This is a genomic window from Micromonospora sp. NPDC007271 (assembly GCF_040634005.1).
Classification (GTDB): Bacteria; Actinomycetota; Actinomycetes; order Mycobacteriales; family Micromonosporaceae; genus Micromonospora.
Genome location: NZ_JBEYER010000037.1, coordinates 20,421 through 45,947 on the forward strand (window position 1 = coordinate 20,421; position 25,527 = coordinate 45,947).

Genomic DNA, 25,527 nt, shown 5'->3' on the forward strand with positions numbered 1-25,527 from the left:
GCGGTCATCACGGATCGCAGGGAGACGAACATGCTCGACCATTTCTCCGTCATGGTGCGCGACCTGCCGGCCAGCGCCGCCTTCTACGACACGGTGCTCGCCCCGCTGGGCGGTCGCCGGATCATGGAGCCCGGCCCGATCGGCTACGGCGTCGACAGCCCCGACTTCTGGCTGGTGCCCGGGCCGGCCGGGGCCGCGCCGCTGGAGGCGCACATCGCCTTCACCGCCCCCGACCGAGCCGCGGTGCAGGCGTTCCACGACGCCGCGGTCGCGGCCGGCGCGGAGGTGCTGCACGCGCCCCGGGTCTGGCCGGAATACCACCCGACGTACTTCGGCGCGTTCGTCCGGGACCCCGACGGCAACAACGTCGAGGCCGTCTGCCACCGCCCGGAGTAGTCGACGGCAAGCGGTCAGGGCAGCGGGTCGTGGGTGCCGCGCGGCACGTGCGGCCTGCACCGGCGTACCCGGTCGGCGGCCATCCGGCCGCCCACCGCGAGGCCGTGCTTCTCCACCGCCGCGAGCCCGTAGGCGCTGCACGTGGGCGTGTATCGGCACTGGCCGGGCCAGCGGTGCGACAGCCACCGCCGGTAGCCGAGGATGGCGGCGCGGCCAGCCCGGTCCACGATGGGCGTACGGGTGGCGGTGGCGGCGACCGAGCCGAGGGTCAACAGGAACGAGAACAGGCCGAAGTCGCAGCAGTCCGGCCCGTCGCAGGCACAGACGTCGCAGTCGCAGGTGCCCGTGTCGCGCTTCTTCTTCTGGCGCCGCTTGCGCCGCAGGTTGAACACGCCGCCATGATGCGACACCCACGCCACCCCGGTTTCACCTCAGCCGTCACCCGGCGTCGTAGGCGGCCCGGACTCGTTTGGACCTTCGTGAGGTCGACCCGGAGGCCGACAAAGGTTCTCCTCCCGGCCGAACGCCAGGCTTCCTCGTGGGTGGCGTCATCAGCGACGGCAGTCGCCGCCTCCTGCTGGCCGACCGAGAACACCGCCGTCGCCGTGGGCGGTGACCCCGGCGGGCGGAATCGCCGGCGGATTGTCAGGCCGCGTCGGCGGCCGGCGAGAATCGAACGTCGAGCCGCATGTGCAGCGCACGGGCCAACCGCTCGAGGACGACCAACGTGGGGACGGTGCCGCCGGCCTCGAACCGGGCCACCGCGGGCTGGGTCATGCCGGCCGCCCGCGCCAGCTGGCTCTGACTCCAGCCGTTCCGCTCCCGCAGCTCGCGTACGGTCTGCCCGAGCTCGAACGCGATCCGCGCGGCCTCGTACGCCTCATCCGCCCCCGGCTCGGCCATCCGGCGCTCGCGCAGGTCCCGCCAGTCGACTCGTTCCGTCATCGCTCAGCCCCCCTCAACCACGGTGTGCCGCTCCGCCACGCATCGCTCGAGAGCCCGGCGCGCCCGCTCGACCTCGCGGTCTTCCCGCATCCGCGTCTTACGAAAGACCGTCAGCAGGATGCTTTTGCGCTCGGAGGCGATCCCGTACGTAACCGGGTCGCCCCGCTACCCCAGGGGATAACATCCGTGTTATAGGCCCGCCGGCGACTCCCCGCGCAACGCACGCCCGTGTCGCCGATTCCTCACAACAGGCCGCTATGACGGGCCGTTGGTGGTCGACTCATTCGGGGCGGCGACAACCCGATTCACCAGCGCCTGCATACGTGTCCGGTCGGCCGGCGCCGCAGACACCTGCGTAAGGCCAGTCGCGCCGCGAATTCCGAAGAAGCGATGCAGGATGCTCGCGGCAGCGCGGCCGGTAACGCTGGTCGGCCAGGTTTCCGCCGTCAGTCCTGCCGCATGAGCGGCATGGAGGAGGCGCCAGAGGTCGACCGCATCCTTCGCGGCAAAGCGGCCCCGGTAGGCCAGCGCCTTGAGACAGAGCGCCGAGGTTACGTCAGGCAAGGCAACCTGCATCCTGAGCGTGTCGGCATTCGTCAGGCGAACCTCCAAGTGGAGCACCCTCGCTGGGCGATGAAGCGCGAGGATGAGTCCGGGTACTTCATCCACGATCAGATCGCCGTGGCGTTGGTTCGGCACCAACCTGCTCTCGAAGGATGGGGCGAGGATGTCGACGACCAGGTCCAGCGATCCACGGTTGTCGTGATGGCTGCGGATGAAGCGGTTGGCCGCATCCCCGCGTTGGTAACCGCGCTCGGCTAGTGCGCGAGGCAGGCGGGGGTCGGCGATGACAGCAGGCAGCGCCGCGAAGTCGGCGTCAAGCGTCTCCCGCACCGGCACCTGTCCGGCGACACCGTGCGCCGCGATGAGCAGCGTGACCATGTGTCCACCAACGATCCGATGATCCAGGACCAGCGCTGCCGCGATCGAGGACAGATCGGCGAGTGCCAGGAAGCCGGCATCGGCAGCTCGGCTTGTGGAGGCCAGACTCAGGACGCCGGACGGAATCGAACCAGGTGATGCCGGCCCGGTCATGCCGCCTGACTCCCAGTCGCTCGCTGACGACGGTCACGAAGTGCTTTCCGGAGGCGTTGCGTTGCCTCATCAGCATCAGGGCCCGGGGCACGTGTCGCGTCCCAGAGGATCTGCAACGGGTCCGCCAGTGGCCTGCGGCCCAGTGCCTCCTCCGCAGTCGGGCCCGGCCAGACTCCGGGGTCCTTGGGCACGATGAGTTCGACGGTCGCTTCCTCGTCGCCGGCTGGGGTGAAGCCTGCGCTGGCCAGGTCAACGCCGGTCTGGGCGTAGATGACAGCGCGGCGTGGGCTTCGCCACGGCGCGATGAGATCGGCCGCCACATCGCCCGAGATCGCGATCCGCCCAGCGTCGCTGCTTGTCAACACATCAACAACCGCCTCCGCCTGTTTCACCGGCGGCTCCAAGCCGTACCAAAAGCTTCTTATCCCGCCCGGTCCAGGGTACGAGCGCAGCCACCAGTCGAAGACCGAATCAATGTTGGTGACGTCCCACCCGGCCGGCGTGCGCTGCACGAGACCTTGTTCGGCCAACGCGGCGAGGGCCTGTGACACGCGAGGCTGGGAGACGCCAGCTACCGCTGCCAGTTGCTGCTGCCCGGGCCAGGGTTGCCCGGCCAACCGGCGCACCAGCGTGAGGGTGCCCCACGGCACGCGACCCGGCCGGGCCCGTTGAGCGGGCGCAGCGGCCTCGCGTGAATCGATGGGGATCGGCTGCCCTGCCAGCTGAAGGAGACCTGTAACATGCCGCCCGTTGTCGATCAGCCAGGACCAGCCGGCGGCTTCGATCGTGGTTCGAACGGCAGACGTGGCGGACGGCACAGCGAGCAGAATCTTGTCCCGATGCCGGCTTTTCAGGGCGGCGATGTCGCTGGGATTCAGCACAGCCGGCGACGTGACGACTTTCAGCACGCCCCGGTGAGCGCCGCACCGTAGCTCCACGTGGTCGGCATCGAGCGGGACGACCAGGACTCCGGCATCGATCAGAGCGCGCCAAGCTGCCGTCGATATAAGCATCATCCGCTCCCCTCAACTAATACTTATAACACGGTGCTTCCCCTGGCCGCTCGCGTCCACGCAGATACACCTCATGATCCATCGCGGGGCTGACTGAACCTGGCTCGATGAGATCGGGTCGAGCACAGCAGCGGCCCCAGCGTCGGTGGTGGGAAGAGGAAGGAGCGCTGGGTGCTGGAGCGGCTCAATCAGGCCGTGGACCATCTCGAACGGCATCTCGACCAGCCCCTCGACGCAGCCGGGCCGGCTCAGGGATGGCGGGCACGTCGAGCTTCGCTTCGGCGGCGGCCCGGTCGAGGCAGGCGGGCACGTCGGCCGCGTGGTAGGGGTGCTCGCTCGGTTCGATGCCGGCGAGGAACATCGCGTACACGGCGGCCATCCGCAGCGGCGCGACCGGCCGGAGCAGGTCGACGGCGCGTTCCGGGTGGCTGCCGGGCATGTCGGCCCGCCAGCGGGCGGCCCAGGCGCCGAGCAGCGGCGCCGCGGCGGCCGGGTCGAGGGTCTCGGTGAGTCGGAGGATGTCGAAGGCGGGATGCCCGACGAAGGCGTCGCCCCAGTCGATGACGGCCCGCCGCCGGCCGTCGCCGCGCACGTTGCCGGGGTGCAGGTCGCCGTGGACGAGGGTGTCGGGCAGGCCGCAGTCGCGTACCCGGTCGAGCCGGTCGTCGAGCCCGGCGAGCAGGTCGGCGACGGCGGAGAGGTCGTGCGGGGCGAGCCGGTCGCGGATCCAGGCCGTGAGCCCCGGCCCGCGCAGATCCGGTACGCCGGCGGCGACCAGGGCGTCGGCGTAGTCGGCGGCGCGCAGCTGGAGGGTGTGGTGGTCGGCGGCGATGGCGGCGCGTTCGGTGCCGTCGGCGGTGTAACGGTCCTCGCCGGGCACGTGGTCGAGCAGGATCCGGCCGGTGTCGTCGGCGGCGAGCAGGGTCGGCCCGGTGCCGGGCGCGGCGGTGGCGAGCCAGCGCAGCACGGCGGCCTCGTGCCGGAAGAATCGTGGCACCTGCTTGAGCCAGGCGCTGCCGTGCGGGCCGTCGAGCCGCCAGATCGCCGACAGGTTCCAGGTGCGGTGCTGGGCGACGCCGGTCACCGGCCGGCCGAGGCGGTGCAGCTCGGCGGTGGCCCAGGCGAGGCTGCGGGCCGGGCCGCCGGGTTGCGCCCAGGGGGCGCGCAGCGGGTGCGGCGCCAGGTCCACCGCCACCGGTTCCAGAGGTACGGCCGGGGGTGTGGTGACCTGGCCGAGGTAGGTGAGGTGGCCGCCGGGCGGCTCGGGGCGGTCGGCGGCGAGCAGCCGCAGCACGGCCACGTCGAGCCCGTGCCGGCGGCGGGCCTCGGCGACGATCCTCTCGACCTGCTGCCACCAGGGCTCGGGCACCTCGAACCGGGGCAGGGCGCCGAGCGGCCGGCCGGCCTGGTCGACCAGGACGAGGGTGATCACGCGGGTCACGCCCGCGAACGTAGCGCCCCTGCCACCAGGCGGCGAACGGTTATCGAGGGCACCGCGCCGCCTGGAGGGGTGCCGGCCTCACCGGCGTGCCGAGTTCCACGCAGGCCCCGTCGTGCCCTACGACGACGGAGTGGATGGGCGTTCGGAATGCCGCCCATGTTCTTCCCCTTTTGTCCGGGATCAATGGTGGTGTGACGCGGCGGCCGGCAGGGCGGTTCCGCCCGGCGGCCGCCGCGCCACCACGATCAGGACGAGGTGAGGATGCTCGCTCCGTAGAAGGCCAGCGACTGGGTCACGTCCGCGTAGACGAACCGCCAGCTGCAGACCCGGCCGGCCCACACCTCACCGGTGCACGCCACGAACGTGCCGTCGACGCCGCCGGTGATGGTGCCCTTGGCGATGACCCGCCCGTCGTCCGGCGAGGGCAGTTCGAACACGGGGCCGCCGCTGTCGCCCTGACCCGCCGCGCTGAGCCGGTCGATCTGGTCGGCGTACACCATCGGGAAGCGACCGCCCCAGCTCGCGTTGTTGGCGGTGACGCGGATGTTGCAGCGCACGCCTGAGCGGGAGCCCGACGTGCACAGCCAGTTGCCGACGTTGCTGAACGTCGCGCCGCGGACCGCCTTGGTGTAGCTGGTCTCGGTCCACGGGCCGTCCCAGACCCGGCCGTGCCCGCGTACGTCGATCATGTGGGTGTCGCGGGTGTCGTTGTCGTTGATGACGGTGCCCATGAAGTCCCCGCCACCGTCGTAGATGTAGTCGCCGTTGTTGCCGCAGTGGCCGGCGGAGAGGATGCGCGAGTTGCCGTTCCACCAGATCGCGAAGCCGGTGGTGCAGTTCTGCGTGCGGGCGCCACCCCAGTACGGGGACGAGTCGTTCTGCCGGGTGAACAGGATCCCGTCGCCCGCGGTCGTACCCTCGGCGATGACGGCGACCTTCGAGGCCTGGGTGGCCAGCCGGGCGGAGCGACCGGCGGCCTGCTTGACCCGGATTCCGCTCCCGTCGACCATCGGGATGACCTGCGCGTACGCCGGGTCGCTACTGAGCCGCCGCACCTCGGTGAGCATCTCCGCCTCGCTGTAGCGGGCCGGTATGACGCGGACCGGGACGTCCCTGCTCTGCTGGGCGATGACGCGCCGCACCGAGGCGGGTACCTTCCCCCGCCAGTACACCACCAGCTCGCGGTTCTCCGGTGCGGCCACGGTGCTGGCATATCCGCTGTCGGGCAGCGCCCTGGCGGCCTCCTGGATGCGGGTGGCCGCCGCGTTCAGCCGCTGCTGCATCTTCATGACCTCTGCCCAGGAGGAGAAGCCACCGGGGACCGGTGCCTTGTCCAACTCGGTCCAGGCCCGGCTGACCGCGGCCTTGGCCGGGGCGTTGTCCGCCGGGTCGGCCGAGGCCGCGCCGGGTGTACCGGCGAGCCCGAGGGCCACGGCCGCGGCGGCGGCCAGGAAGCCGACAGTTCTGGTTCTGCGCATAGGAAACGAATCCCCCTTGGATTGATCACGGTCTCGTGCCGAGACCGCCGGCAGGCCGGCATTCGCCGGTGAGTGACCAAAGGGTTACGCAGGGCCTACATTACTGTCTGTCAATATGAGGACATCGCCGGTGACAGCTATGTGCGTGCGCTTCGCGACAGCGGCCCCTGCCCCGAGCCGGATCGGGGTCGGTGGTTCAGGGGCGGCTCCGGGAGTGACCCCGATGTCCGACACACGTCCCGCTGACAGGCTGACGCAATGACCATCGACGATGCCCGGACGGCCGGGCGTACCGCGTACCGCTGGCTCCGGCCAACGGCCGTGACCGCGTCGCTGCTGCTGCTCGGCTACGGCGTGCTGCGCCTGATCGGCGGCCTGGACGGGCCCCGCGACAAGTCGGCGTGGCCCTGGATGATCGGGCACACCCTGTTCCTGTTCGGCATCGTCGCGTTCGCGGCGGTGATGGTGGGCCTGCACGGACTGCTGCGCGCCGACTCGTCCCGGCTGTGGGCGGTCGACGACGTCGCGGCGGTGGCCGGCCTGGTCGGCGCGGTCGGCTTCGGGTGGGTGATCCTCGGCGACCTCTTCCCCCGCTTCGCCGACGCGGTGGGCGCGCCCGAGCTGGTGCTGGCGGGCGGCCCGGTGCTGTTCAATCTGGGCCTGCTCACGCTGCTGTTCCGCGCGGCCCGCGTGCGGCTGCTGCCGGTGTGGGGGCCGGTGCTGGTGCTGGTCGGGTTCGTGGCGATCGCGGTGAATCTGGACCTGCTGCCGATCGGCGCCGCACTGGTCCTCGCCGGCCTGTTCCCCCTCGGCCGGTCAGACCGCTGACCCCGCGGTACGGTCCAGACATGGAGCAGCGTGTCAGCCTGATCACCCTCGGCGTGGCCGACCTGGCCCGGGCCCGCACCTTCTACGAGCGTCTGGGCTGGCGCGGCCAGGAGGTCGAGGAGACCGTCTTCTTCCAGGCCGGCGGCCTGGCGGTGGTGCTGTGGGGGCGGGACAAGCTCGCCGCCGACGCCGACCTGACCGACCGGGGCACGGACGGCTTCGGCGGACTGAGCCTGGCGCAGAACGTGCGGACCCGCGAGGAGGTCGACGAGGTGCTGCGCCGGGCGGCCGAGGCCGGGGCGATCGTCACCCGCCCGGCCCGGGAGACCTTCTACGGCGGGTACGCGGGCTGCTTCACCGACCCGGATGGTCACCTGTGGGAGATCGCCTGGAACCCGGGCTTCCCGCTCGGCCCGGACGGCTCGCTGACCGTCCCCGACTTCGCCTGAGCTGTCAGGTCCAGAAGGTACGGCGGAAGCCCTGGTGGCGGCTGCAGGCGTCGCGCTGACCGCCGGCCAGGCTGACCGCCCCGTCGCGGCACTGCACCAACCAGCCCCGCCCGGACCAGAACCCGGGGACGCAGTCGAACCAGTCGCAGACCCCTCGGGCCGGCTTGCGGATCCGCTGGCCGCCGCAGAAGTCGTACCCGAAGGGGTTGGCCGGGGCGCCGCAGCGCCGGTCGACGGCGGGCTGCGGCGAACGGGACGGCCCGGTCGCGGTGGTGGCGCGGGTGCGGTGGGGTTTCGGCGAGGTGCTCGCGCCGATCCGCACCGCGGGGGCGACCGGCGGCGGGGCGGGCGTGGCGGTGGACACGTGGGTGGCGGCGGCAGCCCGCTCCGAGCCGGGCCGCACCGGCGGGTCGGACTCGAACAGCACCGCTGGCACGATCAGCGCGAGGGCGGCACCGACGGCGACGGTCCGCCGGCCGCCCGGGACCCGCGCGGAGATCCGGGCCTGGGCCGGGGTGAGAACCGCCGGCCGGGCCGGTCGCGCCGCGGTGTGTTCCTCGATCAGCTCGTCGAGCTGGGCGACGACCGCCGCCCGCTGCTCGATGGCGTCGGCGAAGGCCAGGGTCAGCTTGAACCGGAAGTCGGCGACCACGCCGGTGGGCAGCAGCAGCCCGGAGGTACGTCGCCGGTCCAGGACCTGGATCAGCGTCACGGGGGTGCCGGGGTCGTGCGACAGCCCGGTCATCCTCCCGTACGCCCAGTCGCGCCGGCCCCGCCCGCCGAGCAGCACCAGCCGCCGGTTGGTGAGCACGGCCAGCCCGGCGTCGACGACCCGCACCCCTTCGGGGCGGCGGGGGCGCAGCACCGGCGGGTCGGGCTCGACGGTCAACTCGGGGGCCGGCAGCACCGCGGTGTGCCGCACCTCGACCAGTTGCGCGGCGGGCAGCGTCCAGAAGACCACCTCGCCGGGGCCGAGCTCCATGGGCAGGCCCGCGCCGGCCTCGACCGAGCCGTGGAAGGACCTGGCGAGGGTACGCAGCCGCCGCAGCTCGTCGTCGCGTCGCTGCCACGCCTCCTCGGCCGCGCGGAAGACCCGCAGCCGCCGGTCGTTCTGCCGGCATGCCCACCGGTACCGCCATGTGGAACCCGTCGAATCAGTCATCGCCACGCCGACTCCTCTGCCGCGCGAGCCCACCGGGTGTGTCCTACCTGTCAACGGTCCTGGAAGGCTGGAAAGACACGCAGAAGTAGCTAATTTGCCTGATCGGGTGATTGACCACCACGTAGGGACGAATCCCTGACGCCGGGCCGCGGCGCGTGGCAGGGTCCGGATGGCGGCGAGGAGGTGCACCGGTGGGCGACCCGGCCGTCGTGGTGGGCGTGGACATCGGCACCACCAGCACCAAGGCCGTCGCGTTCGACACCGGCGGACGGCAGCTCGCCACGCACTCGATCGGCTATCCCCTCGACGAGCCGCACCCCGGCTACGCCGAACAGGACCCCCAGCTCATCCTCGACGCGGTGGTGGGCTCGGTCCGCGCGGTGGTCGACGAACTGCCCGGCCCGGTCGCCGGGCTGTCCTTCAGCAGCGCCCTGCACAGCCTCATCGGCCTCGACGCGCACGGCACCCCGCTCACCCCCTCGATCACCTGGGCCGACTCCCGGGCCGGCGCCCAGGCCGAGCGGCTGCGCGCCGTGCCGTCCGGGCTGGCCCTGCACCGACGCACCGGCACCCCCGTGCACCCCATGGCCCCCCTGCCGAAACTCGTCTGGTTCGCCGAGCAGCGGCCGAGCCTGCACGCACGGGTCGCCCACTGGGTCGGGATCAAGGACTACGTGCTGCTCCGGCTGACCGGGGCGCTCGTCACCGACCACTCGGTCGCCTCCGCCACCGGCCTGCTGGACATCCACCGGCTCGCCTGGGACGCCGAGGCCCTCCGCATCGCCGGGATCACCGAGGCGCGCCTGCCGCGCCTCGTCGCCACCACCGACGTGCTGCCCGGCCTGACCGCCGACGCGGCCCGGGCCACCAATCTGCCCGCCGACACCCCGATCGTGGTCGGCGCCGGCGACGGGCCGCTGGCCAACCTCGGCCTCGGCGCCGTACACCCCGGTGAGGTGGCCTGCTCGATCGGCACCAGCGGCGCCATGCGGGTGACGGTGGAACGCCCCGGCGTCGACCCGCTCGGCGGCGTCTTCTGCTACGCCCTCACCGAAGGCCGGTGGGTGGCCGGCGGCGCGATCAACAACGGCGGCATCGTCCTGCAGTGGGCCGGCGAGACGCTCGCCCCCGAACTCGGCGAACACGCCGAGGAGCAGCTGCTCGACCTGGCCGCCCGAGCGCCGGTCGGCTCCGGCGGTCTGATCATGCTGCCGTACCTGCTCAGCGAGCGGGCACCGCACTGGAGCGCGCTGCCCCGCGGCGCGTACGTCGGGCTCGCCCACGGCCACCGGCGTGAGCACCTGGTCCGGGCCGCGCTGGAGGGCGTCTGCCAGCAGCTCGCCCTCGTCCTGGCCTCGGTGCAGGCCGCCGGCAACGAGGTACACGAGATCCGGGCCAGCGGCGGCTTCGCCCGCAGCTCGCTGTGGCGGCAGATCCTCGCCGACGTGCTCGGCATGCCGGTCAGCTTCCCCGCCGGCCACCAGGGGTCCAGCTTCGGCGCCGCCCTGCTCGGCATGCAGGCCCTCGGCCTGATCTCCTCGATCGAGGTCGCCGCCGACCTGGTCAGGATCGACGAGACGGTACGCCCGGACCCCGCCTCCGCCGCCACCTACGCCGCCCTGCTGCCGCTCTTCTCCGAGCTGCACGACGCGCTCCTGCCCACGTACGCGTCGCTGCGCCGGCTCGCGCCGAGCCTGCCGCCGGAACCACCACCCATCGGCGCTCCCGGCTGAGGGGCGCATGGGCGGCTACCGCAGGTCGGTCAGCGCGACGGCGACCCGGCGCGGGCGCCACCCCGCTCCGGCTATGCTCACCGGCCCGGCCGGGAAACACCGCGGGACCGCCTTTCGAGCTGACGTCACAACCGACTCAGCTCGAAAGGGGCCCCACCGCAAGCTGCCGGGCCACCGGCGACGGAAGCCGGGTCAGGCCCGGTTGATCGCGTTGGCGTGGATGGCCTCGTTCAGGTACGCGGCCATCCCCGGCCGGATCTTCTCGAAGTACGCGGTGAACCGCGGGTCGGCGACGTACATGTCCGCCAGGCCGGTGTGGATCTCGTACGAGCAGTCGTAGAACCAGCGGCTGATCAGCTGCCGGTGCTCCTCGGCCAGCGCCATTGCCGCCGGCGAGTCGGCCGGGGCGCCCGAGGCCATCAGCTCCGTGAGCCGCCGACCCCAGTCCTCGTTCTCCGCCTTGTGCCGGAGCCAGTCCTCCTTCGAGTACCGGCCGACCCGCTCGGCGGACTGCCGGTACGCGTCCGTGCCGCCCCAGCGCCGCTCCGCCTCCTCGGCGTGCGCGTCCGGGTCGAAGTCCCCGAACACCTCGAACCGCTCCTCCGGCGTGAGCCCGATGTTCATTCGTCTCGCCTCCATCGCGATCTCGATCGCCGCCACCATCTCCTGCAACTTGCCGATGCGGCCGGTGAGCAGCTCGTGCTGCCGGCGCAGGTGCGCCACCGGGTCCGCCGCCGGGTCGTCCAGGATCTCGGCGATCTCCTCCAGCGGGAACCCCAGCTCCCGGTAGGCCCGGATGACCTGCAGCCGCTCCAGGTCCGCGTCCGAGTAGCGGCGGTAGCCGGCCGGGGTACGCCCGCTCGGCGACAGCAGCCCGATCTCGTCGTAGTGGTGCAGCGTCCGGACCGTCACCCGGGCCGCCCGCGCCACCTGGCCCACCGTGTACGCCATGGTTTCCCTCCCTTCCGTGACCAAGGCTCCCGCCTCCCGTTGCGTGAGGGTCAAGCCGATTCTGCGGGCACCGGTCAGATGGTGGCCCGTTCCTTCACCCGGAGCAGGAGCAGCGCCGCGCCGAGGTACATGGCCAGGGCGCCCTGCTCGGCCTTGCGGCCGAACTCGCTGAAGCCGTACGAGGTCAGCAGCATGCCGCGCACCGACTCGCCCGAACGGGCCGGTCAGCGGGTCGCGTCGGCCGGGGTGAGCGCGGTGAGCAGCTCGGACAGGCCGGCCGGGCGACCGTAGCGCCAGCCCTGGCCGTGCAGGCAGCCGATCGCGGCGACGGCCGCGTGCTGGGTGCCGGTCTCCACCCCTTCGGCCACCACCGCCAGGTCGAACGCGCCGGCCAGCCGGTTGACCATCTCCACCGTGGCGTACGCCCGCGGGTCGCCGGCGTCCAACCGGGACACGAACGACCGGTCGATCTTCAGCTCGGTGGCCGGGATCCGGTGCAGGTAGCTCAGCGACGAGTAGCCGGTGCCGAAGTCGTCGATGGCGATCCGTACGCCCAGCTCGCGCAGCTGGTGCAGCCGTTCCAGCACCGCGTCGCTGCCGTCGATCAGCGCCGACTCGGTCAGTTCGAGGGTGAGCGCCCGGGGCGCCAGGCCGGCCGCCGCGGTGGCCCCGGTGACCGTCGCGATCAGGTCGGGGCGGCGCACGTGCGCGGCGGCGATGTTGACCGCGACGGTCACCTCGGGCGCGTACGTCCGCCAGGTCGCCGCGGCCCGGCACGCCTGGTGGATCACCCACCGGTCGATCGCCAGGATCAGCCCGGTCTCCTCGGCCAGCGGCAGGAACCGCGCCGGGGGCAGCACCCCGAGCCGGGGGTGCCGCCACCGCACCAGCGCCTCGGCGCTGCGTACCGCGCCGGTGGCCAGGTCGACGATCGGCTGGAACTCCATCAGCAGCTGTCCCTCGTCGACCGCCCGGCGCAGGTCGGCGATCAGCTCGGCCCGGCTCACCGCCGATTCGCGCAGCCCCGGCGTGCAGGTCCGGTACGCCGACTTGCCGGCCGCCTTCGCCGCGTACATGGCGATGTCGGCGTCGCGGAGCAGATCGGTGTAGGAGGTGTGCTGCGGGCCGTACTCGGCGATCCCGATGCTGGCCGACGGGTGTACGCCGAGGTCCTCCTCCCCCGGCTGCGGTTCGAGGGCGGCGAGCAGCCGCGCGGCGAGCGGCTCGGGCGGCACCCGGCCGCCGTCGACCAGCACCGCGAACTCGTCGCCGCCGAGCCGGGCGATCATCCCGTCGCCGCCGACGGCGTCCTGCATCCGTTCCGCGATGGTGGTCAGCAGCCGGTCCCCGGCGGCGTGCCCGAAGCGGTCGTTGACCTGCTTGAAGCCGTCCAGGTCGAGCAGCAGCACGGCGACCGGTGCGCCGTCGCGCAGCGCCCGCCGCAGCCGCCGGTTGAACGTCAGCCGGTTGGCCAGGCCGGTGAGCTGGTCCGAGTACGCGAGCCGGCGCAGCCGGGCGACCAGCCGCAGGTTCTCGTTGGCGGCCAGGCCCTGCCGCAGGGCCAGCACCCCGAGCAGCGCCATCATGGCGACGAAGACCAGATGCGGGGTCTGCCCGGTGGGCCGCCGGGCGAGCACCACGGCGACGATCGCCCCGCCCACCGGCAGGTACGGCAGGGCGACCCGCCACCACGGCGGCAGCGGCGATTCGGCGAACTCCTCACCGTCGTCGCCGCCGGCCGGCGGCAGGTAGCCGGTGGCGGCACCGATCAGCAGGTAGCTCAGCGGCCACCACACGTCGATCGGCTGGCCCGGGACGTAGCTGGAATGCGCGACAAGCGAGACGTAGCTCGCGTCGGCGGTGGCCCGGACGGCGAGGCTGATCCCGATCAGGGTGAGCGCCCGCCACATCGGACGCGCCGGCCCGGCCACCGCCACCAGGATGGTGAGCTGCATCAGGTCGAACATCGGATACAGCAGCCCGAACGTGCGCAGCGGGTCGGCCAGGTCGGCCGAGGCGATGTCGCGGAACACCACCACCCAGCCGATCGGGATGATCGCCAGCCCGACGATCACCCCGTCGAGCAGGGCCCGGGCCTGCCCGACCAGGCTGCGCGGGGCGGCCAGCGAGCAGAGCAGGGCCGCCGTGCCGGTGACGATGCCGGCGGTGAAGAGCACACCGACCAGCGGGCTGTGTGGCAGGCCGTCCCCGCCCAGCCGCTCGACCGTCCACACGATCCGGCCGACCGCGGCGAGCGCCAGGGTCAGCGCCAGCAGCGCCCAGAACCGCCGCAGCAGCGGCGGATGCCGCCGGGCCGCCCGGGCGCAGGCCAGCGTCGCCCAGCTCGCCACCGTCATCGCGCCGACATCGCTGACCAGGGCCGCGCCCGGCAGCCCGGCGGCCAGCCAGGACCCCTCCCCGAGTACGACCAGCGCGGCCGCGACGAGTCCGACGCGGCCGGAGAGCGGGCGACGGGCCGCCGCCATCACGGCGAGGCTCACGTCCTGCTGAGGCACAACGATCTGCTCCGGCTCTCTCCCAGACGTGCGCCTCGACGATGAGGACCGGTTATGGGCGGCGAACGCCGCTAGCGTAGCTACCCCCGGGTATCGCCGCCACAGCGGATCGGCGTCCGCCACCGTCAGGGGGTCCCGGACTGGCAGGGCGCGGCAATCCAACTGTCCTGCATTCGAGGCTCGCAGGTTACGGTGTGTCACGGGTCGGACCCGAACACATCGATCTGGAGGATCCGGAAGGCGCATCACTCCCAGATCTGGTTCAGGCTGTCTCGCGCTTCTTCGGCGTTCGTTGCCGGCACCGCGCCGGGGCCACGAGACGCAGACCGACGCCCCGCACCGCCTGGATCCGCAGCGGGCAGTCCAATTCGTCGACCTTGCGGCGGAGTCGCTTCACCACCGACCGCACGTTGCCCCGGCCGCCGAGGTGGTCGTTGCCCCAGACCGCGCGGTGCAGCGACTCGAAGGTGCAGGTGTGGCCGACTTGTGTCAGCAGAAGGTGCCGAAGCAGGTCGTGCTCGAGGGGTGACAGGGGCACGCTGTGCCCGGACCAGGTTGCCACCCGCCTGTCCGAGTCGACCTCCAAGGCGGCATCAGCCGTTCCTATAGGGGCTCGCGGGAGCGGCTCGACGACGCGTGGACGGACTGACGGGGCTTCAGCGGGCGGGGCGGTGCCGACAAGTAGCGACAGGAGCTCCTCCATCGACGAGACCAGCAGCACCGGAGCGTGGCTGGTCACCAGCGACGCCATGCGCACTCTCTCCTCCGTCGAGGAGGCGACCGCGATGATCACGGCCACGCCGTCGGCCCCCGGTGCGCGTTCCGTCCGGCTGTCCTTGATGGAATTTTCCCCCCGAGCGAGAGTCATCTTCCTTCCTCCTGTGGCCGATTGCGTTCCGCCTACGCCGCGAGCCGGATGTGGAGCCGGAGCAGACGCTGGTCGGACCGGAGCGGTCCGGCGGCGCCCCGGCCACCTGGATGGTGACCGGGCCGCCGTCGTACAGGGCGTGCGTTACGGGACGCGCGCTACGGCGCGCCCCGGGTATGCGCTACCGGAGCGGGTCGAGCGAGAAGTTCGCCGTGACCGTCTGGCCCGCCTTGAGCGTGACCTTCGCCGTCGCAGGCACGTAGCCCTCGACCGCGACGACCAGCGTGAGCGGGCTCACCTTCGTGTCGATCCAGTACTCGTACGTACCGTCGTTCTTGGTGACCAGCGTCTGGCGGTATCCCTTGCCGCCGTTCACCTGGACGATGGCTCCACCGAGCGGCTGGCCGTTTGCCGAGGTGACTCTGCCGGCGATCTTGCCCCACGACTTCGGGGCGGTGACGTTCATCGACACCGGCACCTCGGACACGCGGTACGGCGTGTTGGTGCTGGCACCGATCGCGGCGGAGTACGCACCCGGCTGGTCGACGGCGGCCGACATGGTCGCCGTCACCGTGCGCGACTCGCCCGGCTCGAGCGTGAAGGCCGTCTTGTCGAAGGACACCCAGTCCGCCGCAGCGCCCGAGCTACCCGTCACGTTCATCACGATGTGCATGCCCGGGAAGCCGATCGACGCCGTGTCGGCCGGCTCGGAGATGCCGCAGTCCACCGAGGCGATGTACGACGGCGCAGTCTGGCCGGCGTTGTTCGAGCCGATGAAGAAGTAGCCATCCGCAGGGACCTTCACCTCGACGACCAGGGTGCCGCCGGACGGGACCGTGCCATTGACCGGGACCGTCACCAGCTTGCCGTTACCGGCCGGAACCGTGGCGTTGGCCGAGCCGATGAGCGTCATGTTGGCGTACCGCAGGTCGCCATTGAGCGTGTAGAGGTTGACCGTGAGCGGCTGGCTCCCCTGGTTCACCTCCACCCCGAACGACACGCTCGACACGTCCAGGCCGTTGAGCCCGAAGTCGGCCAGCGTGAACGTCCGCAGGTACGAGTTGTTCCGGGTGCTGGCGCCGTTGTTGCACGACGCCGAGTTGCCGGCCGTGATCGCCTGCGACGCGGAGTGCGTGATGGTGATCTCGTCGGCCGGGATCTGCGCCGCCTGAGGCGTCACCGTCTCGCCCTTGACGCTCGACTGCGACATCGACGGGCCGCCCGCCGACAGCTTCCCCTTCGGGGCCACCGACGCCGGAACGGTCGCCTTACCCTTCACCGCCGTGAGAGCACCCTTGGCGGCCGGCACGAACTGGCCGCCGGCGGCTTTCAGGTCGACCGACGCCGGGGCGGTGCCCTCGTTGGTGATCGTGAGCTTCTCGGTGTGGGAACCGCCCATCGGCAGGTCGGCATGGGTGTCGCCATCAGAAGCGATGGTCACCTTGCCCGCGGCCAGGGCGGCGTCGAACGCCGTGGTGGCGTCCTCGGTGACCATGACCGACCCGGTGGCAGCCTGGTAGTCCGCCGCCGTGATCTTGACCGAGTAGCCACCGGTGACGACCGACGTCGAGTACTTGCCGTCCGCTCCAGTGGTCACGGTCTTGCTCAGGGCCTCGGAGGAGAGCACCACGCTCGCGCCAGAGATCGGCGCACCCGTGTTCCGGTCGGTCACCGTGCCGGCCACCGTGCCCCGCGGCGCGGAGTCGTAGCGGATCGACATTCCGGCGTTGATCGCCGGGGTGTTGTAGGAGAACTGATGGGCGATCGTGCCGTTCGTGTTCTCGATACCCACCGTGGCGGAGCTGCCTGCTGCGGCTCCGCCCGAGTTCGCCCCGTAGCCGAGCACGATCTCACCGTTGGCCAGGAGGGTCACGGAGAAGTTCGTCCGCAGGTTGCGGTTGGCGTAGGTGGTGACATCACGCCACTCGAGCACGAACGCGTCGACCCCACCGACCTGGGTGGCCGCGGTGTACAGACCCGACGAGGCGTCAAAGTACAGGTCGTCCCACATCGGGTAGATCGCCGCGTTGGGTAGGGCACTGTTCGGGATCTGGACGTTGCTCCAGGCCGTCGAGGCCCCGGCGAAGTTCACGTGGCCGTTGGTGGTCACGTACGCCGTGTTGAACTCGCCCTCGTAGTACGGGAACGAGAACGGCAGCGGGACCGTGGCCGCCGCGTCGTCACCGGTCAGGCTCACCCGGCTGTCACCCGTGGCGACCCCGTCGCTGCCGACCGTGCAGAAGTACCCGAAGTCGTCGTACCGCCGGGCGATTTGAGCCGAGACCGACTCGTCGCCGTCAACAACGACCTCCTTCGAGAACTCGCTCGTGCAGGAGCCGCCCTTGACCGAGATCGTGTAGGTGCCCTCAGGCACGGCGGTGAACGCGAACGCGCCGTTGGCGTCGGTGGTGACCGGGGCGATCGGTGCGGAGATGCTCACCGTGGTGCCGGCGAACGGCGCGCCCGTGGCGACGTCTGTGACGGTGCCGGACACGGTGTGGCGCGGCGCCGCATTGAGGTGGATGTCCACCGTGGTGGTCGCGTCGACGGTGACCGTGGCGTCGGCCGGGGTCGACGGCAGGTAGCCGAACGCCGAAGCCGAGACCTTGTAGTCGCCCACGGCGACGCGGACGTTGTACGTGCCGTCCGTGCCGGTGGTGACGGTGCGGTCGTGCTCGCCGTCGATCGTCACGCGCGCCCCGCTGATCGGGTCGCCGTCGGTCTCGGTGACGGTGCCGGTGACGGTACCCATGTCGCCGATTGGCGCAGCGTCGATCAGCGCGGCCAGGTCGAGGGTGCCCTCGCCGTAGACGTTGTTGTTCTCGGCGGTGCCGCCGCACGAGGTGTCGTCGACGTTGTGGGCGGTCCGGTTCAGCAGTTCCCAGGTGCCCGGGATGTCGCCGATCAGTGCCGGTGCGGCGCTCCACACCACGGCGACGGCGCCCGCGAGGTGCGGGGCGGCCATCGAGGTGCCGTTGTAGTTCGCGTACCCACCACCGGGGACCGACGAGCGGACGTTCACGCCCGGGGCCGAGATGTTCGGCTTGATCCCGCCGCCCTCACCGGGACCGCGCGAGGAGAAGGACGCGATGCGGCCCGAGGAGTCGACCGCGCCCGTCGAGTAGTTCGTAGTGTTCGCGCCCGGCGAGGAGGTCGTTCGGCAACCGGGACCGCTGTTGCCCGCCGACCAGGCGCTGAAGATGCCGGCGGCAGCCCACGCGTCGGTGATGTCCTGGTACCAGTCGTCGATGGCCCCGGCGGCGACCGCGCCCCACGAGTTGTTGACGACGTGCGGCCGCTTCGCCGGGTCGGGGTCGGTGCCGTTCGTGCGGGTCGGCGCGGTGATCCACTGACCGGACTCGAGCAGGTCGACGTCCGAGCAGGTGTCGCAGCCGTTGGCCTCGATCCACTGCGCGTCGGGCGCGACACCGATCTGGTTGCCGTGGCCGTCGTCGCCCATCATGGTGCCCATGGTGTGGGTGCCGTGCCCGTTCACGTCGCACGGGTTGCCGGACGAGCCGCACCGTCCGGAGGAGTCGAAGAAGTTGTAGTCGTTGACGATCGTCCCGTCGGGCTGCCGACCGCGGTAACCGTCGGCGAGCGCCGGGTGGTCGAACTGGGTGCCGGTGTCGACGCTCGACACGACGATGCCCTCGCCCGTGAAGCCCTGGGCCCAGACCTCAGGGGCGTGGATGAAGTTGAGGCCCCACTCGACCGTGGCCGGGGCGTTCGCCGGCGCCTTCTCGCGCTTGACCGGTTCGACGAGGTCGAACTTCGTGGTCTCGGTGATCTGGCTGACCTCGGACTGCGCGGCGAGCTCCTTGGCGAGCTCCAGCGTGCCGTCCTCGACGAGGATGCGGTTGCTGATCCAGAAGCTCTTGTAGTCGGCGTCGTTCGCCTCGAGCTGCTTGATCACGCCCGCCTGGGACGTTTTGGCCGTGCGGGTGAGCGCGTCGTAGACGTACTGGCCGCGCTTGCCCCAGTCGGCGATGTCCGGCGCCGCGTCCAGGTTGGCCTTCACCGACAGCTTCACCCAGAAGTCCGCCGAGTCGTGCGTGGTGAGCGTCTTCTCGATGGCCGAGGTGAGCTTGTCGGCCGGGTCGACTGACGGTGCTGTGGCCGATGGCGCGGCGAACGCGGCGTGTCCTGCGCTCGCCATCACTGTCGTGAGAATCGCGAAAGCCGCTGTAACGGCTGACGCGCGTCTCGCATGCCTGGTTCGTGTGTGCACGTAACCTCCACATGTACTAGCGCGCCCCAAAAGGGACAGGACGCGCATGACACCCACGGTCGCGGGCTATAGACCAAGATGGATCATCCGAATGGGGTGGGGCTACCCGGTCCCATCAGCAGTTCGGCAGCAAACCGGCCAACTCGTGGTCAACTCATCGTCAGCGCGTCGTGACCATACGGCGTCGCCGGGTCCTCCGAACCCACGAGACGGCCCTGCCGATCCCGTACCCCTCGGGTCAGGCAGGTGATGGTCTGTCGTGGCGGCGGTAGAGAGCCACCAGGACGCTGTACCGCCACTCCTCCGGGCCCGCTTCCTCGGCGTCGTCGACGAGGCCCTCAAGGGTGGCGCGGAGCCGTTGCGCCTGCACCGGGGTGAGCCGCAGGTGGCGCAGGAGCAGCAGTGGATCGTCGTCGCCGGCCAACTCGTCGGCGACCGCGCCGAGCATTGCGGTGGTGGCGCCGGGGTCGGTCTCGCCGACGAGGCGGTGGAAGGTGCGCTCGTGGTACTGCTCGGTGCCGCCGCGTACCTGTCGGGTGTGGGCGGTCCGGACCATGCCGGCCTCAGTGAGCACCTTGAGGTGGTGGGCGACGGTGCCCTTCGCCGCGTCCAGTCCGGTGGCGAGCTGGCTGATGGTGGCGGGGCCGGCCCCGAGCACGAAGAGCAGCCGCTGGCGGAACGGGTGGGCCAGCGCCTTGAACTGGGCCGTGGTGCGGACCTGCAGTGCGTCGGCGATCTCATCGGTCATCCGGAAAGCGTCTAGTTCTCTTGACGCTTTTGTCAATCGGCTGCTCTACTGACCCTCATCGCGGTGGACCGACGGACGGGGACTTCCGATGCGACAGGACGAGATCACCGAGATCGTCGAGCAGGCGGCGAAGCTGGTCACCGAGCAGTACGTCTTTCCCGACGTCGCCGAACGGATCGCGGCGCACCTGGGCGACCGGCTCCGCGCCGGCCGGTACGCCAACGCCGCCGACCCGGCGGCGCTGGGCGCGCTGGTCACCGAGGACCTCCAGTCGGTCAACAGCGACCTGCACCTGCGCCTCCAGCATCGGGCCACGACCGTGTCCGAGCGCGAGGAGGAACCGGACGAGGAGTTCTGGGCCCGGCAGGCCGTCGTCACCATGGGCGGCGTCGCCCGGGTGGAGCGGCTGGCCGGCAACGTCGGGCTGCTGGACATCCGGCCGGCTCTGTTTCCGCCACAGGTGGCCGGCGACGCCATGATGGCGGCGCTGCGGCTGCTCGGCGGCACCGACGCGCTCCTGCTCGACCTGCGTGGCAACCGGGGCGGCAGCCCGGACATGGTGGCCCTGCTCTGCGGCTGGTTCTTCGCCGAGCCGGCGCACCTGCACACCATGCACGACCGGGCCGGCAAAGCCCGCCAATCCTGGAGCGCCGCGTACCTCCCGGTGCCGCGGTACGCGCCGGACAAGCCGGTGCACGTGCTGACCTCGGCGGAGACGTTCTCCGGCGGCGAGGAGCTGGCGTACGACCTGCAACAGCTCGGCCGGGCCACCGTGATCGGCGAGCGGAGCCGGGGCGGGGCCCATCCCTGCGTCGGGCACCGCATCCACCCGCACCTGGAACTGACCGTGCCGGTGGCCCGGCCGTCCAACCCGCTGACCGGCACCAACTGGGAACGCTGCGGAGTGACGCCGGACGTCGAGGTGGCGGCCGGCGCGGCACGCGACGTGGCGTACCGGAGAGCGTTGGAGGCCCTGCTGGCCACCGACCCGCAGCGACCGACAGCGGACGAGGCGCGCGAGGCCCTGGCCGCCCTCCCCTGATCGGCGCTAGACACGGCGGGCGAGCACGTACAGCCGGCGCGTCTCCACCTCGTGCGGGTAACTCGTCCGCTCCAGCCGCGCCTGCACCGCGAACCCGGCGTCGTCCAGCGCGCCGAGCAGCGTCTCCGCCGCCAAGAAACGGAAATCGACATCCACCGGATGCCCCCACCACTCGTTCAGGTGCCGCACCTCGCTGCCGAGGTGCACCGCGACCAGCAGCGGCGCACCCGGCCGCAGCGCCCGACACGCCTCGGCGAGGGCCGGCCGCAGCTCGTCGGGCGCAAGGTGGATCACCGAGTACAGCGCCACCGCCGCGCCGAACTCGCCGTCCGCGGCCGGCAGCCGCAGGAGGTCACCCTCGCGGAACTCCGCACCCGGGTACGCGTGCCGGGCCACCGCCACCATCTGCGGCGACAGGTCGATCCCCACTGCCGGCACACCCCGACCGGACAGCCAGTCCGTGACGTGCCCCGGCCCGCAACCAAGGTCCGCCACCGGCGTCCCGGGCACCGCCAGCTCGAGCAGGGCGGCCAGCAACGCCCGATCCACTGGCTTGTCCGTCAGCTCGTCGGCCAGCCGCGCATGGTACTCGGCGGCCACAGTGTCGTAGCTGCGCCGAGTCCGCTCGCGCTCATCGTCCGGGTGCCCGACGCTGGCAGGTCCGCTATGGGCAGTCACGACCACTCCTCGACTGGGTCACCGTCGTCGCTCTCCGCCGGGGCGCTGACCGGGGCTGAACCGTCGAGGACGGGCGCGGCCGGCGGGCCGCCGTGGGTCCACGGGGTCTCCTCGGCGGTGGGGAAGTTCCCGGCCGGCAGGAACGCGTCCGCCAGGGTGGTGAAGCAGAGCCGCTCCCCCACCTCCGGCACCGTGCCCGGCGGCGCGGTCAGCCCGCGCCCCATCCCGCCGGAGAGCTCCAGCACCACCTCGGTCTTGCCGTCCGCGCCGGGAGTCAGGAAGACCACCTTCGCCTTCTGGCTCGGCCGGGCCGGCGAGTACAGGGTCGCGCCGACCGGCACCGTCACCGGTTCGGTGGTGACCACCTGGATGCGCGGGCGCAGCACCGGCCGCTTGCCGGTATCGTCCACCCGCTTCGGGTCGGCCAGGGTCACGTCGCCGACGAACGCCTCCCCGGTCAACCGGTGCTCGGCCATGACGAGGGGGTCGTCGTAGGCGCGCTGCACCGCGTACGAGGCCAGCGCCCGCTCCAGCCGGTGCAGCCGCACCGCCGCGGCCACCGCCCCGTCCCGGCGCGGCTGCGGCCCGCCGCCGTCGTCGACGTACTCGGCGTAGCCGGTGAAGGCGTCCTTGTCGCCGTCCCACCGGCCGGCCACCCGCGCCCCGGGCGGCAGCCCGCGCAGCAACCCCAGGCCGCGCCACATCAGCTCCCAGGTGGGCGCGAGCTGGTCGCGCAGCAGCCGCTCCAGCTCCGCGTACGCGCCCGCCCGGGCGGCCGGGTCGGCGTCGGCGTCGGCGTCCGCGTACGCGGCCATCGCCGGGGCCAGCCGCTGGTTGTCGAAGTCCGGGTCGGTGGCCGGACCGGCCGGTGGGCAGAGCCGCGGGTCCTCGGCCCGGGCGGCCGCCTCGGCGCCGGTGAGCCCGGGCGGCGGGTCGATCCAGCCGAGCAGCGCCGGCAGGTGCAGGTCCTCCACGGCGCTCTGCCCGGTCGCCCAGTGCAGGGTCAGCGCCTCGGCCAGCGCGACGAGGGCCGCCGAGCCGGGATGCTCGGCGCGCTCCGCGAAGAAGGTCAGCCAGCGGCCGAGCAGCGGCACCGACGGGTGCACCGGGTGGTCACCGTCCGGGCGACGGAACCGGGTCGAGCGGCCGAGCAGCCGCAGGAAGGTCATCCCAGCCGGGTTGGGCACCAGCAGCTGCGGCGCGTCGGCGTACCGGTACCGCACGTCCCGGCCCCGGTCGACCGGCACCGCCTCGCTGACCTGACGGAACGAGTCCAGGTAGGGCAGCACGATCGCGGCCAGCTCGGCGGCGAACGCGAACCGGTGGTCCCGGTTGCGGGGCTGCGGCACGATCAGCAGCCGCGCCTCGTCCGGGGCGGTGCCGACCAGGGCGGCAAGCGGGGCGTTCGCCTCGCCCGCCATCGCCAGGGGCACCAGCACCAGCGGCCGGTCCGACAGGTGCAGGTGCCGGACGGTGGCCACCGGCTGGGCCACCCCGGCGGCGACCGCCTGCGCCTTGGCGAGGGCGCGCAGGGTGCTCACCCGTACCTCCGGGAGGGGTCGGGCCGGCCGGGCCGGCGGGGCGTACTCATGACGGTTTCCCGGCGAGGGCCTCGGCGCGCAGGCGGGCGGCGGCGCGCAGCAGCGCCGCGGCCTCCGCCTGCTCCGGATCCGGCGCGCGGACGCCGCCGGCCAGCGCCAGCGCCTCCCCGATGTCGTCGATCCCGCCCAGCGCCTCCCGCACCGGCCGGCCCAGCGCGGTGGTGTCGCCGCGCGCCTCGTGCCGGCAGAAGTACGCCAGCTCGCAGGCGGCCAGGCACTCGGGGGCGTAGCGGGCGGGCACCCCGGCGAGCGCGGCGGCCAGGGTCGCCGGGTCGGCGGCCGGGTCGGCGGTGAAACCGGCCGGCACGTCGGCGAGCAGGTCGTCGATCCGGGCCATCCGGTCGAGCTGGCGGCGCAGCATCAGCAACTGCTTGCGTACGTCGAGGAGGCTGGCCACCGGCTGGTTGGCGAAGTCACGGGGGCAGACCAGCACCACCTCGGGCGAGACGAGGTCCGGGTCGTGCCCCGTGGCGGCCAGCAGTTCGCGCAGCGCCAGCACGTAGACGGCGGACTGGATGGCGGCGGCGGAGACCTTCGCCGGGTCGGCCTGCCCGTCGATCACCGGGAAGGACTTGATCTCCACCACGTGGAACCGGCCGCCGAGCCGGGCGGCGACCAGATCCGGCTCCAGGTGCACCCGCCGGCCGGCCACCTCCAGCCCGAGCAGCGGGTGGTCGAAGAACGCCGGCTCGTCACCGCCGCCGGTCAACGCCGCCCGGGACCGCTCGTGCCGGTCCGGCAGGTCGTCGGCGCCGCCCAGGTCCGTCCAGCTCGCCCCCACCGGCACCGGTACGCCCAGCCGCTCCGCGACCAACCGCAGCAGCTCCGCCCCACCCTCGGCCTTCACCTGCGCCTCGAACGCGTTGCCCCGCGTGATGGCGAAGCGGGACTGGCCGAACCGGGCCGGAAACCCGATCCGCTCGGCCAGCTTCGGCTTGTCCACCCCGGCACTGTCCAGCACCGCCCGCCGGGTGCAGCCCGGGTTGCCGGTCAGTGCGGCGATGGTGCGGGCGTTGTGCCGCCGGGGTGGCACGCCACCCCGGATCTCGGCCAGGCGCTGCGCGGTGTCCGTCACGACACGCCACGATAGTCGCCGGCCCCCGTTCGGCCACGGGACCTATGGGCGGTCCCAGTCCCAGGTGAGGAGCTTCTCGCCGGTCGCGCCGAACATCTCCACCCGATGGATCCCGATGTCCTTGCTGCCCACCGACTCCACGCGCAGCAGGAAGGTCCCGTTCTGCGCCGACACCTCGACCTGGTGGCCGCCGTCGGCGTACGCCCGCACCCGGGTCGTCCCGGGCACCGTCGCGCCGTAGGCCAGTACCCAGGAGCTGAGCCGAAGCGGACCGGGCAGGTGCTGCGCGCCACCCTCGCAGGAGGTTGGCGAGACCTGCCCGCAGACCAGCGACGTCTTCCCCGGCGAGAACTCGCCCCAGCCGTTCCGGGACAGCGGCCCGGTCTCGCCCCCGAGGCACAGGCTGAACCGGGTGTCGTTGGCGGTGAGCACGGCTCGGCCCCCGGGCCAGCGCAAAGCGTTGATCAACCGGCCGCCACCCTCCTCCACCGGGCAGCGCGCAGCGAGGTCGTCCGCGACCCCGCTACCGACCGACGCGACCACGACCTCCTGCCGGGCGTTCCGATCGGCCACGCTGTCAACCTGCCAGAACACGCCCCCGGCGAGCAGGAGCACCGCCGTCGCCACGCTGACCGCCACCACCTTCGGCCAACTTCGGCGCGGCGGCCGCTCCGACGCCCGTCGGATTGTCTCGCTCATCGGCGTGACGGTCAGGGCGGCGTCCGGCAGCAGCCGGCCGATCATGTTGCGGATCTGGGGTGTCGGATCAGTCATCGAGGTGCTCCCTCAGCGCGGCGAGTCCACGGTGGATCAGGGTCTTGACGGTGCCGGGGCGGCAGCCGAGCGCTGCGGCGATCTCCCGTTCCGGCAGGTCAAGGTAGAAGCGGAGGAACAGGGCCGCGCGCTGGCGGGGACGGACCCGACGCAGCGCCGCCCGCACCGCCGCGCCCTGCCCGTCCGGCCCGCCGTAACGGCACGGGTTCGGCGAAGGCATGCCGCCGTTCCAGGACCCGCCGCCGCACCCAGGAGGTGCAACGGTTCGCCACCGCCCGGCACAGCCACCGCTGCGGCTGGTGGACCACGTCCCGGTGGCGGTACAGGTCGACGAACGCCTCCTGGACGATGTCCTCCGCGGCGGCGGCACTGCCCGTGGTCAGGTACGCGAACCGCACCATGGCCCGAAAGTGCTGCTCGTACGTCGCCCCGAAGACGTCCTCACCGACGTCCTCGAGGGCGATCCGGCCAGTCATGCGCACTCCGCTTCCCGCCCGCCGTCG

22 protein-coding genes and 1 pseudogene are annotated in these 25,527 nt (G+C 72.3%); 5 read left to right on the forward strand and 18 right to left on the reverse strand.

Translation table 11 applies throughout. The annotated features are described in order from the left end of the window. Window positions 1–30: 30 nt before the first annotated feature. Window positions 31–396, forward strand: coding sequence for a VOC family protein (locus tag ABZ570_RS15670; RefSeq protein WP_358062940.1), 366 nt, complete (start codon window positions 31–33; stop codon window positions 394–396). A 14-nt stretch (window positions 397–410) separates the two neighbouring features. Here the strand turns inward: ABZ570_RS15670 and yidD are convergent, their stop codons facing one another. The 6 genes from yidD to ABZ570_RS15700 form a co-directional block, all read right to left on the reverse strand. Then, on the reverse strand, window positions 411–788 hold the full coding sequence (gene yidD / locus ABZ570_RS15675; RefSeq protein WP_358062943.1) for a membrane protein insertion efficiency factor YidD: 378 nt from the start codon (window positions 786–788) through the stop codon (window positions 411–413). Between the two features lie 253 nt (window positions 789–1,041). Beyond that, a complete protein-coding gene (locus tag ABZ570_RS15680; protein ID WP_358062946.1) occupies window positions 1,042–1,341 on the reverse strand; it encodes a helix-turn-helix transcriptional regulator in 300 nt (99 codons plus the stop codon). A gap of 255 nt (window positions 1,342–1,596) precedes the next feature. Continuing rightward, entirely contained in the window at window positions 1,597–2,436 is an 840-nt protein-coding gene (locus tag ABZ570_RS15685; RefSeq protein WP_358062949.1) for a hypothetical protein, read from the reverse strand. Then, a complete protein-coding gene (locus ABZ570_RS15690; RefSeq protein ID WP_358062951.1) occupies window positions 2,433–3,449 on the reverse strand; it encodes a hypothetical protein in 1,017 nt (338 codons plus the stop codon). The genes ABZ570_RS15685 and ABZ570_RS15690 overlap by 4 nt, the downstream gene beginning before the upstream one ends. A gap of 184 nt (window positions 3,450–3,633) precedes the next feature. Continuing rightward, window positions 3,634–4,890: an aminoglycoside phosphotransferase family protein gene (locus ABZ570_RS15695; protein WP_358062954.1), complete on the reverse strand. Its 1,257-nt coding sequence runs from the start codon at window positions 4,888–4,890 to the stop codon at window positions 3,634–3,636. A gap of 245 nt (window positions 4,891–5,135) precedes the next feature. Continuing rightward, window positions 5,136–6,368, reverse strand: a complete 1,233-nt coding sequence (locus tag ABZ570_RS15700) for a hypothetical protein (RefSeq protein ID WP_358062956.1) — start codon at window positions 6,366–6,368, stop codon at window positions 5,136–5,138. 258 nt (window positions 6,369–6,626) lie between these two features. Between ABZ570_RS15700 and ABZ570_RS15705 the strand changes: the two genes are divergently transcribed. Together ABZ570_RS15705 and ABZ570_RS15710 are read left to right on the forward strand one after the other, a co-directional pair. Further along, on the forward strand, window positions 6,627–7,196 hold the full coding sequence (locus tag ABZ570_RS15705) for a hypothetical protein (RefSeq protein ID WP_358062959.1): 570 nt from the start codon (window positions 6,627–6,629) through the stop codon (window positions 7,194–7,196). A gap of 20 nt (window positions 7,197–7,216) precedes the next feature. Then, window positions 7,217–7,645 (forward strand): VOC family protein, encoded by a 429-nt coding sequence (locus ABZ570_RS15710; RefSeq protein ID WP_358062961.1) that lies wholly within the window; start codon window positions 7,217–7,219, stop codon window positions 7,643–7,645. Between the two features lie 4 nt (window positions 7,646–7,649). On the opposite strand, the gene ABZ570_RS15715 is transcribed toward ABZ570_RS15710, so the two are convergent. Next, entirely contained in the window at window positions 7,650–8,813 is a 1,164-nt protein-coding gene (locus tag ABZ570_RS15715; protein WP_358062964.1) for a hypothetical protein, read from the reverse strand. Window positions 8,814–8,998: 185 nt separating this feature from the next. Between ABZ570_RS15715 and ABZ570_RS15720 the strand changes: the two genes are divergently transcribed. Continuing rightward, the gene (locus ABZ570_RS15720) at window positions 8,999–10,540 is read left to right on the forward strand and encodes a gluconokinase (RefSeq protein WP_358062967.1); all 1,542 of its coding nucleotides are present in this window, start codon (window positions 8,999–9,001) and stop codon (window positions 10,538–10,540) included. Window positions 10,541–10,732: 192 nt separating this feature from the next. Here ABZ570_RS15720 and ABZ570_RS15725 read toward each other — a convergent pair whose 3' ends face one another. The 5 genes from ABZ570_RS15725 to ABZ570_RS15745 form a co-directional block, all read right to left on the reverse strand. After that, window positions 10,733–11,491 carry a MerR family transcriptional regulator gene (locus tag ABZ570_RS15725; protein WP_358062970.1) on the reverse strand — a complete coding sequence of 253 codons (759 nt, stop codon included), beginning with the start codon at window positions 11,489–11,491 and terminating at the stop codon, window positions 10,733–10,735. A gap of 224 nt (window positions 11,492–11,715) precedes the next feature. Further along, a complete protein-coding gene (locus tag ABZ570_RS15730; RefSeq protein ID WP_358062973.1) occupies window positions 11,716–14,007 on the reverse strand; it encodes an EAL domain-containing protein in 2,292 nt (763 codons plus the stop codon). Between the two features lie 262 nt (window positions 14,008–14,269). Next, a complete protein-coding gene (locus ABZ570_RS15735) occupies window positions 14,270–14,875 on the reverse strand; it encodes a winged helix-turn-helix domain-containing protein (RefSeq protein ID WP_358062976.1) in 606 nt (201 codons plus the stop codon). Between the two features lie 181 nt (window positions 14,876–15,056). Further along, window positions 15,057–19,034, reverse strand: coding sequence for a carboxypeptidase regulatory-like domain-containing protein (locus tag ABZ570_RS15740; RefSeq protein ID WP_358062979.1), 3,978 nt, complete (start codon window positions 19,032–19,034; stop codon window positions 15,057–15,059). Window positions 19,035–19,344: 310 nt separating this feature from the next. After that, window positions 19,345–19,854: a helix-turn-helix domain-containing protein gene (locus ABZ570_RS15745; RefSeq protein WP_358062982.1), complete on the reverse strand. Its 510-nt coding sequence runs from the start codon at window positions 19,852–19,854 to the stop codon at window positions 19,345–19,347. Window positions 19,855–19,942: 88 nt separating this feature from the next. Between ABZ570_RS15745 and ABZ570_RS15750 the strand changes: the two genes are divergently transcribed. Next, complete coding sequence (locus tag ABZ570_RS15750) at window positions 19,943–20,896, forward strand: S41 family peptidase (RefSeq protein WP_358062985.1); 954 nt, start codon at window positions 19,943–19,945, stop codon at window positions 20,894–20,896. Window positions 20,897–20,902: 6 nt separating this feature from the next. On the opposite strand, the gene ABZ570_RS15755 is transcribed toward ABZ570_RS15750, so the two are convergent. From ABZ570_RS15755 to ABZ570_RS15780, 6 genes and pseudogenes are all read right to left on the reverse strand, one after another. Then, window positions 20,903–21,574: a class I SAM-dependent methyltransferase gene (locus tag ABZ570_RS15755; protein WP_358062988.1), complete on the reverse strand. Its 672-nt coding sequence runs from the start codon at window positions 21,572–21,574 to the stop codon at window positions 20,903–20,905. Continuing rightward, window positions 21,571–23,115 carry a hypothetical protein gene (locus ABZ570_RS15760; RefSeq protein WP_358062991.1) on the reverse strand — a complete coding sequence of 515 codons (1,545 nt, stop codon included), beginning with the start codon at window positions 23,113–23,115 and terminating at the stop codon, window positions 21,571–21,573. Before ABZ570_RS15760 ends, ABZ570_RS15755 begins: the two co-directional genes overlap by 4 nt. A 46-nt stretch (window positions 23,116–23,161) precedes the next feature. Beyond that, entirely contained in the window at window positions 23,162–24,250 is a 1,089-nt protein-coding gene (locus ABZ570_RS15765; RefSeq protein WP_358062994.1) for a hypothetical protein, read from the reverse strand. Between the two features lie 42 nt (window positions 24,251–24,292). Continuing rightward, window positions 24,293–25,024 (reverse strand): hypothetical protein, encoded by a 732-nt coding sequence (locus ABZ570_RS15770; RefSeq protein WP_358062997.1) that lies wholly within the window; start codon window positions 25,022–25,024, stop codon window positions 24,293–24,295. Further along, window positions 25,017–25,244, reverse strand: a complete 228-nt coding sequence (locus ABZ570_RS15775) for a sigma factor-like helix-turn-helix DNA-binding protein (protein WP_358063000.1) — start codon at window positions 25,242–25,244, stop codon at window positions 25,017–25,019. Before ABZ570_RS15775 ends, ABZ570_RS15770 begins: the two co-directional genes overlap by 8 nt. 76 nt (window positions 25,245–25,320) lie before the next feature. Then, window positions 25,321–25,500: pseudogene (locus ABZ570_RS15780) on the reverse strand (sigma factor); the annotation flags it as partial. Window positions 25,501–25,527: the final 27 nt, after the last annotated feature.

What these genes read in the sequence shown, in the direction of transcription:
- ABZ570_RS15705 (WP_358062959.1), top strand. Translation starts at nt 6,627, where the DNA reads ATGACCATCGACGATGCCCGGACGGCCGGGCGTACCGCGTACCGCTGG.
- ABZ570_RS15710 (WP_358062961.1), top strand. Translation starts at nt 7,217, where the DNA reads ATGGAGCAGCGTGTCAGCCTGATCACCCTCGGCGTGGCCGACCTGGCC.
- ABZ570_RS15735 (WP_358062976.1), bottom strand. Translation starts at nt 14,875, where the DNA reads ATGACTCTCGCTCGGGGGGAAAATTCCATCAAGGACAGCCGGACGGAA.
- ABZ570_RS15775 (WP_358063000.1), bottom strand. Translation starts at nt 25,244, where the DNA reads ATGCCTTCGCCGAACCCGTGCCGTTACGGCGGGCCGGACGGGCAGGGC.
- ABZ570_RS15740 (WP_358062979.1), bottom strand. Translation starts at nt 19,034, where the DNA reads ATGGCGAGCGCAGGACACGCCGCGTTCGCCGCGCCATCGGCCACAGCA.
- ABZ570_RS15685 (WP_358062949.1), bottom strand. Translation starts at nt 2,436, where the DNA reads ATGACCGGGCCGGCATCACCTGGTTCGATTCCGTCCGGCGTCCTGAGT.
- ABZ570_RS15745 (WP_358062982.1), bottom strand. Translation starts at nt 19,854, where the DNA reads ATGACCGATGAGATCGCCGACGCACTGCAGGTCCGCACCACGGCCCAG.
- ABZ570_RS15670 (WP_358062940.1), top strand. Translation starts at nt 31, where the DNA reads ATGCTCGACCATTTCTCCGTCATGGTGCGCGACCTGCCGGCCAGCGCC.
- ABZ570_RS15750 (WP_358062985.1), top strand. Translation starts at nt 19,943, where the DNA reads ATGCGACAGGACGAGATCACCGAGATCGTCGAGCAGGCGGCGAAGCTG.
- ABZ570_RS15725 (WP_358062970.1), bottom strand. Translation starts at nt 11,491, where the DNA reads ATGGCGTACACGGTGGGCCAGGTGGCGCGGGCGGCCCGGGTGACGGTC.
- ABZ570_RS15680 (WP_358062946.1), bottom strand. Translation starts at nt 1,341, where the DNA reads ATGACGGAACGAGTCGACTGGCGGGACCTGCGCGAGCGCCGGATGGCC.
- ABZ570_RS15690 (WP_358062951.1), bottom strand. Translation starts at nt 3,449, where the DNA reads ATGCTTATATCGACGGCAGCTTGGCGCGCTCTGATCGATGCCGGAGTC.
- ABZ570_RS15700 (WP_358062956.1), bottom strand. Translation starts at nt 6,368, where the DNA reads ATGCGCAGAACCAGAACTGTCGGCTTCCTGGCCGCCGCCGCGGCCGTG.
- ABZ570_RS15770 (WP_358062997.1), bottom strand. Translation starts at nt 25,024, where the DNA reads ATGACTGATCCGACACCCCAGATCCGCAACATGATCGGCCGGCTGCTG.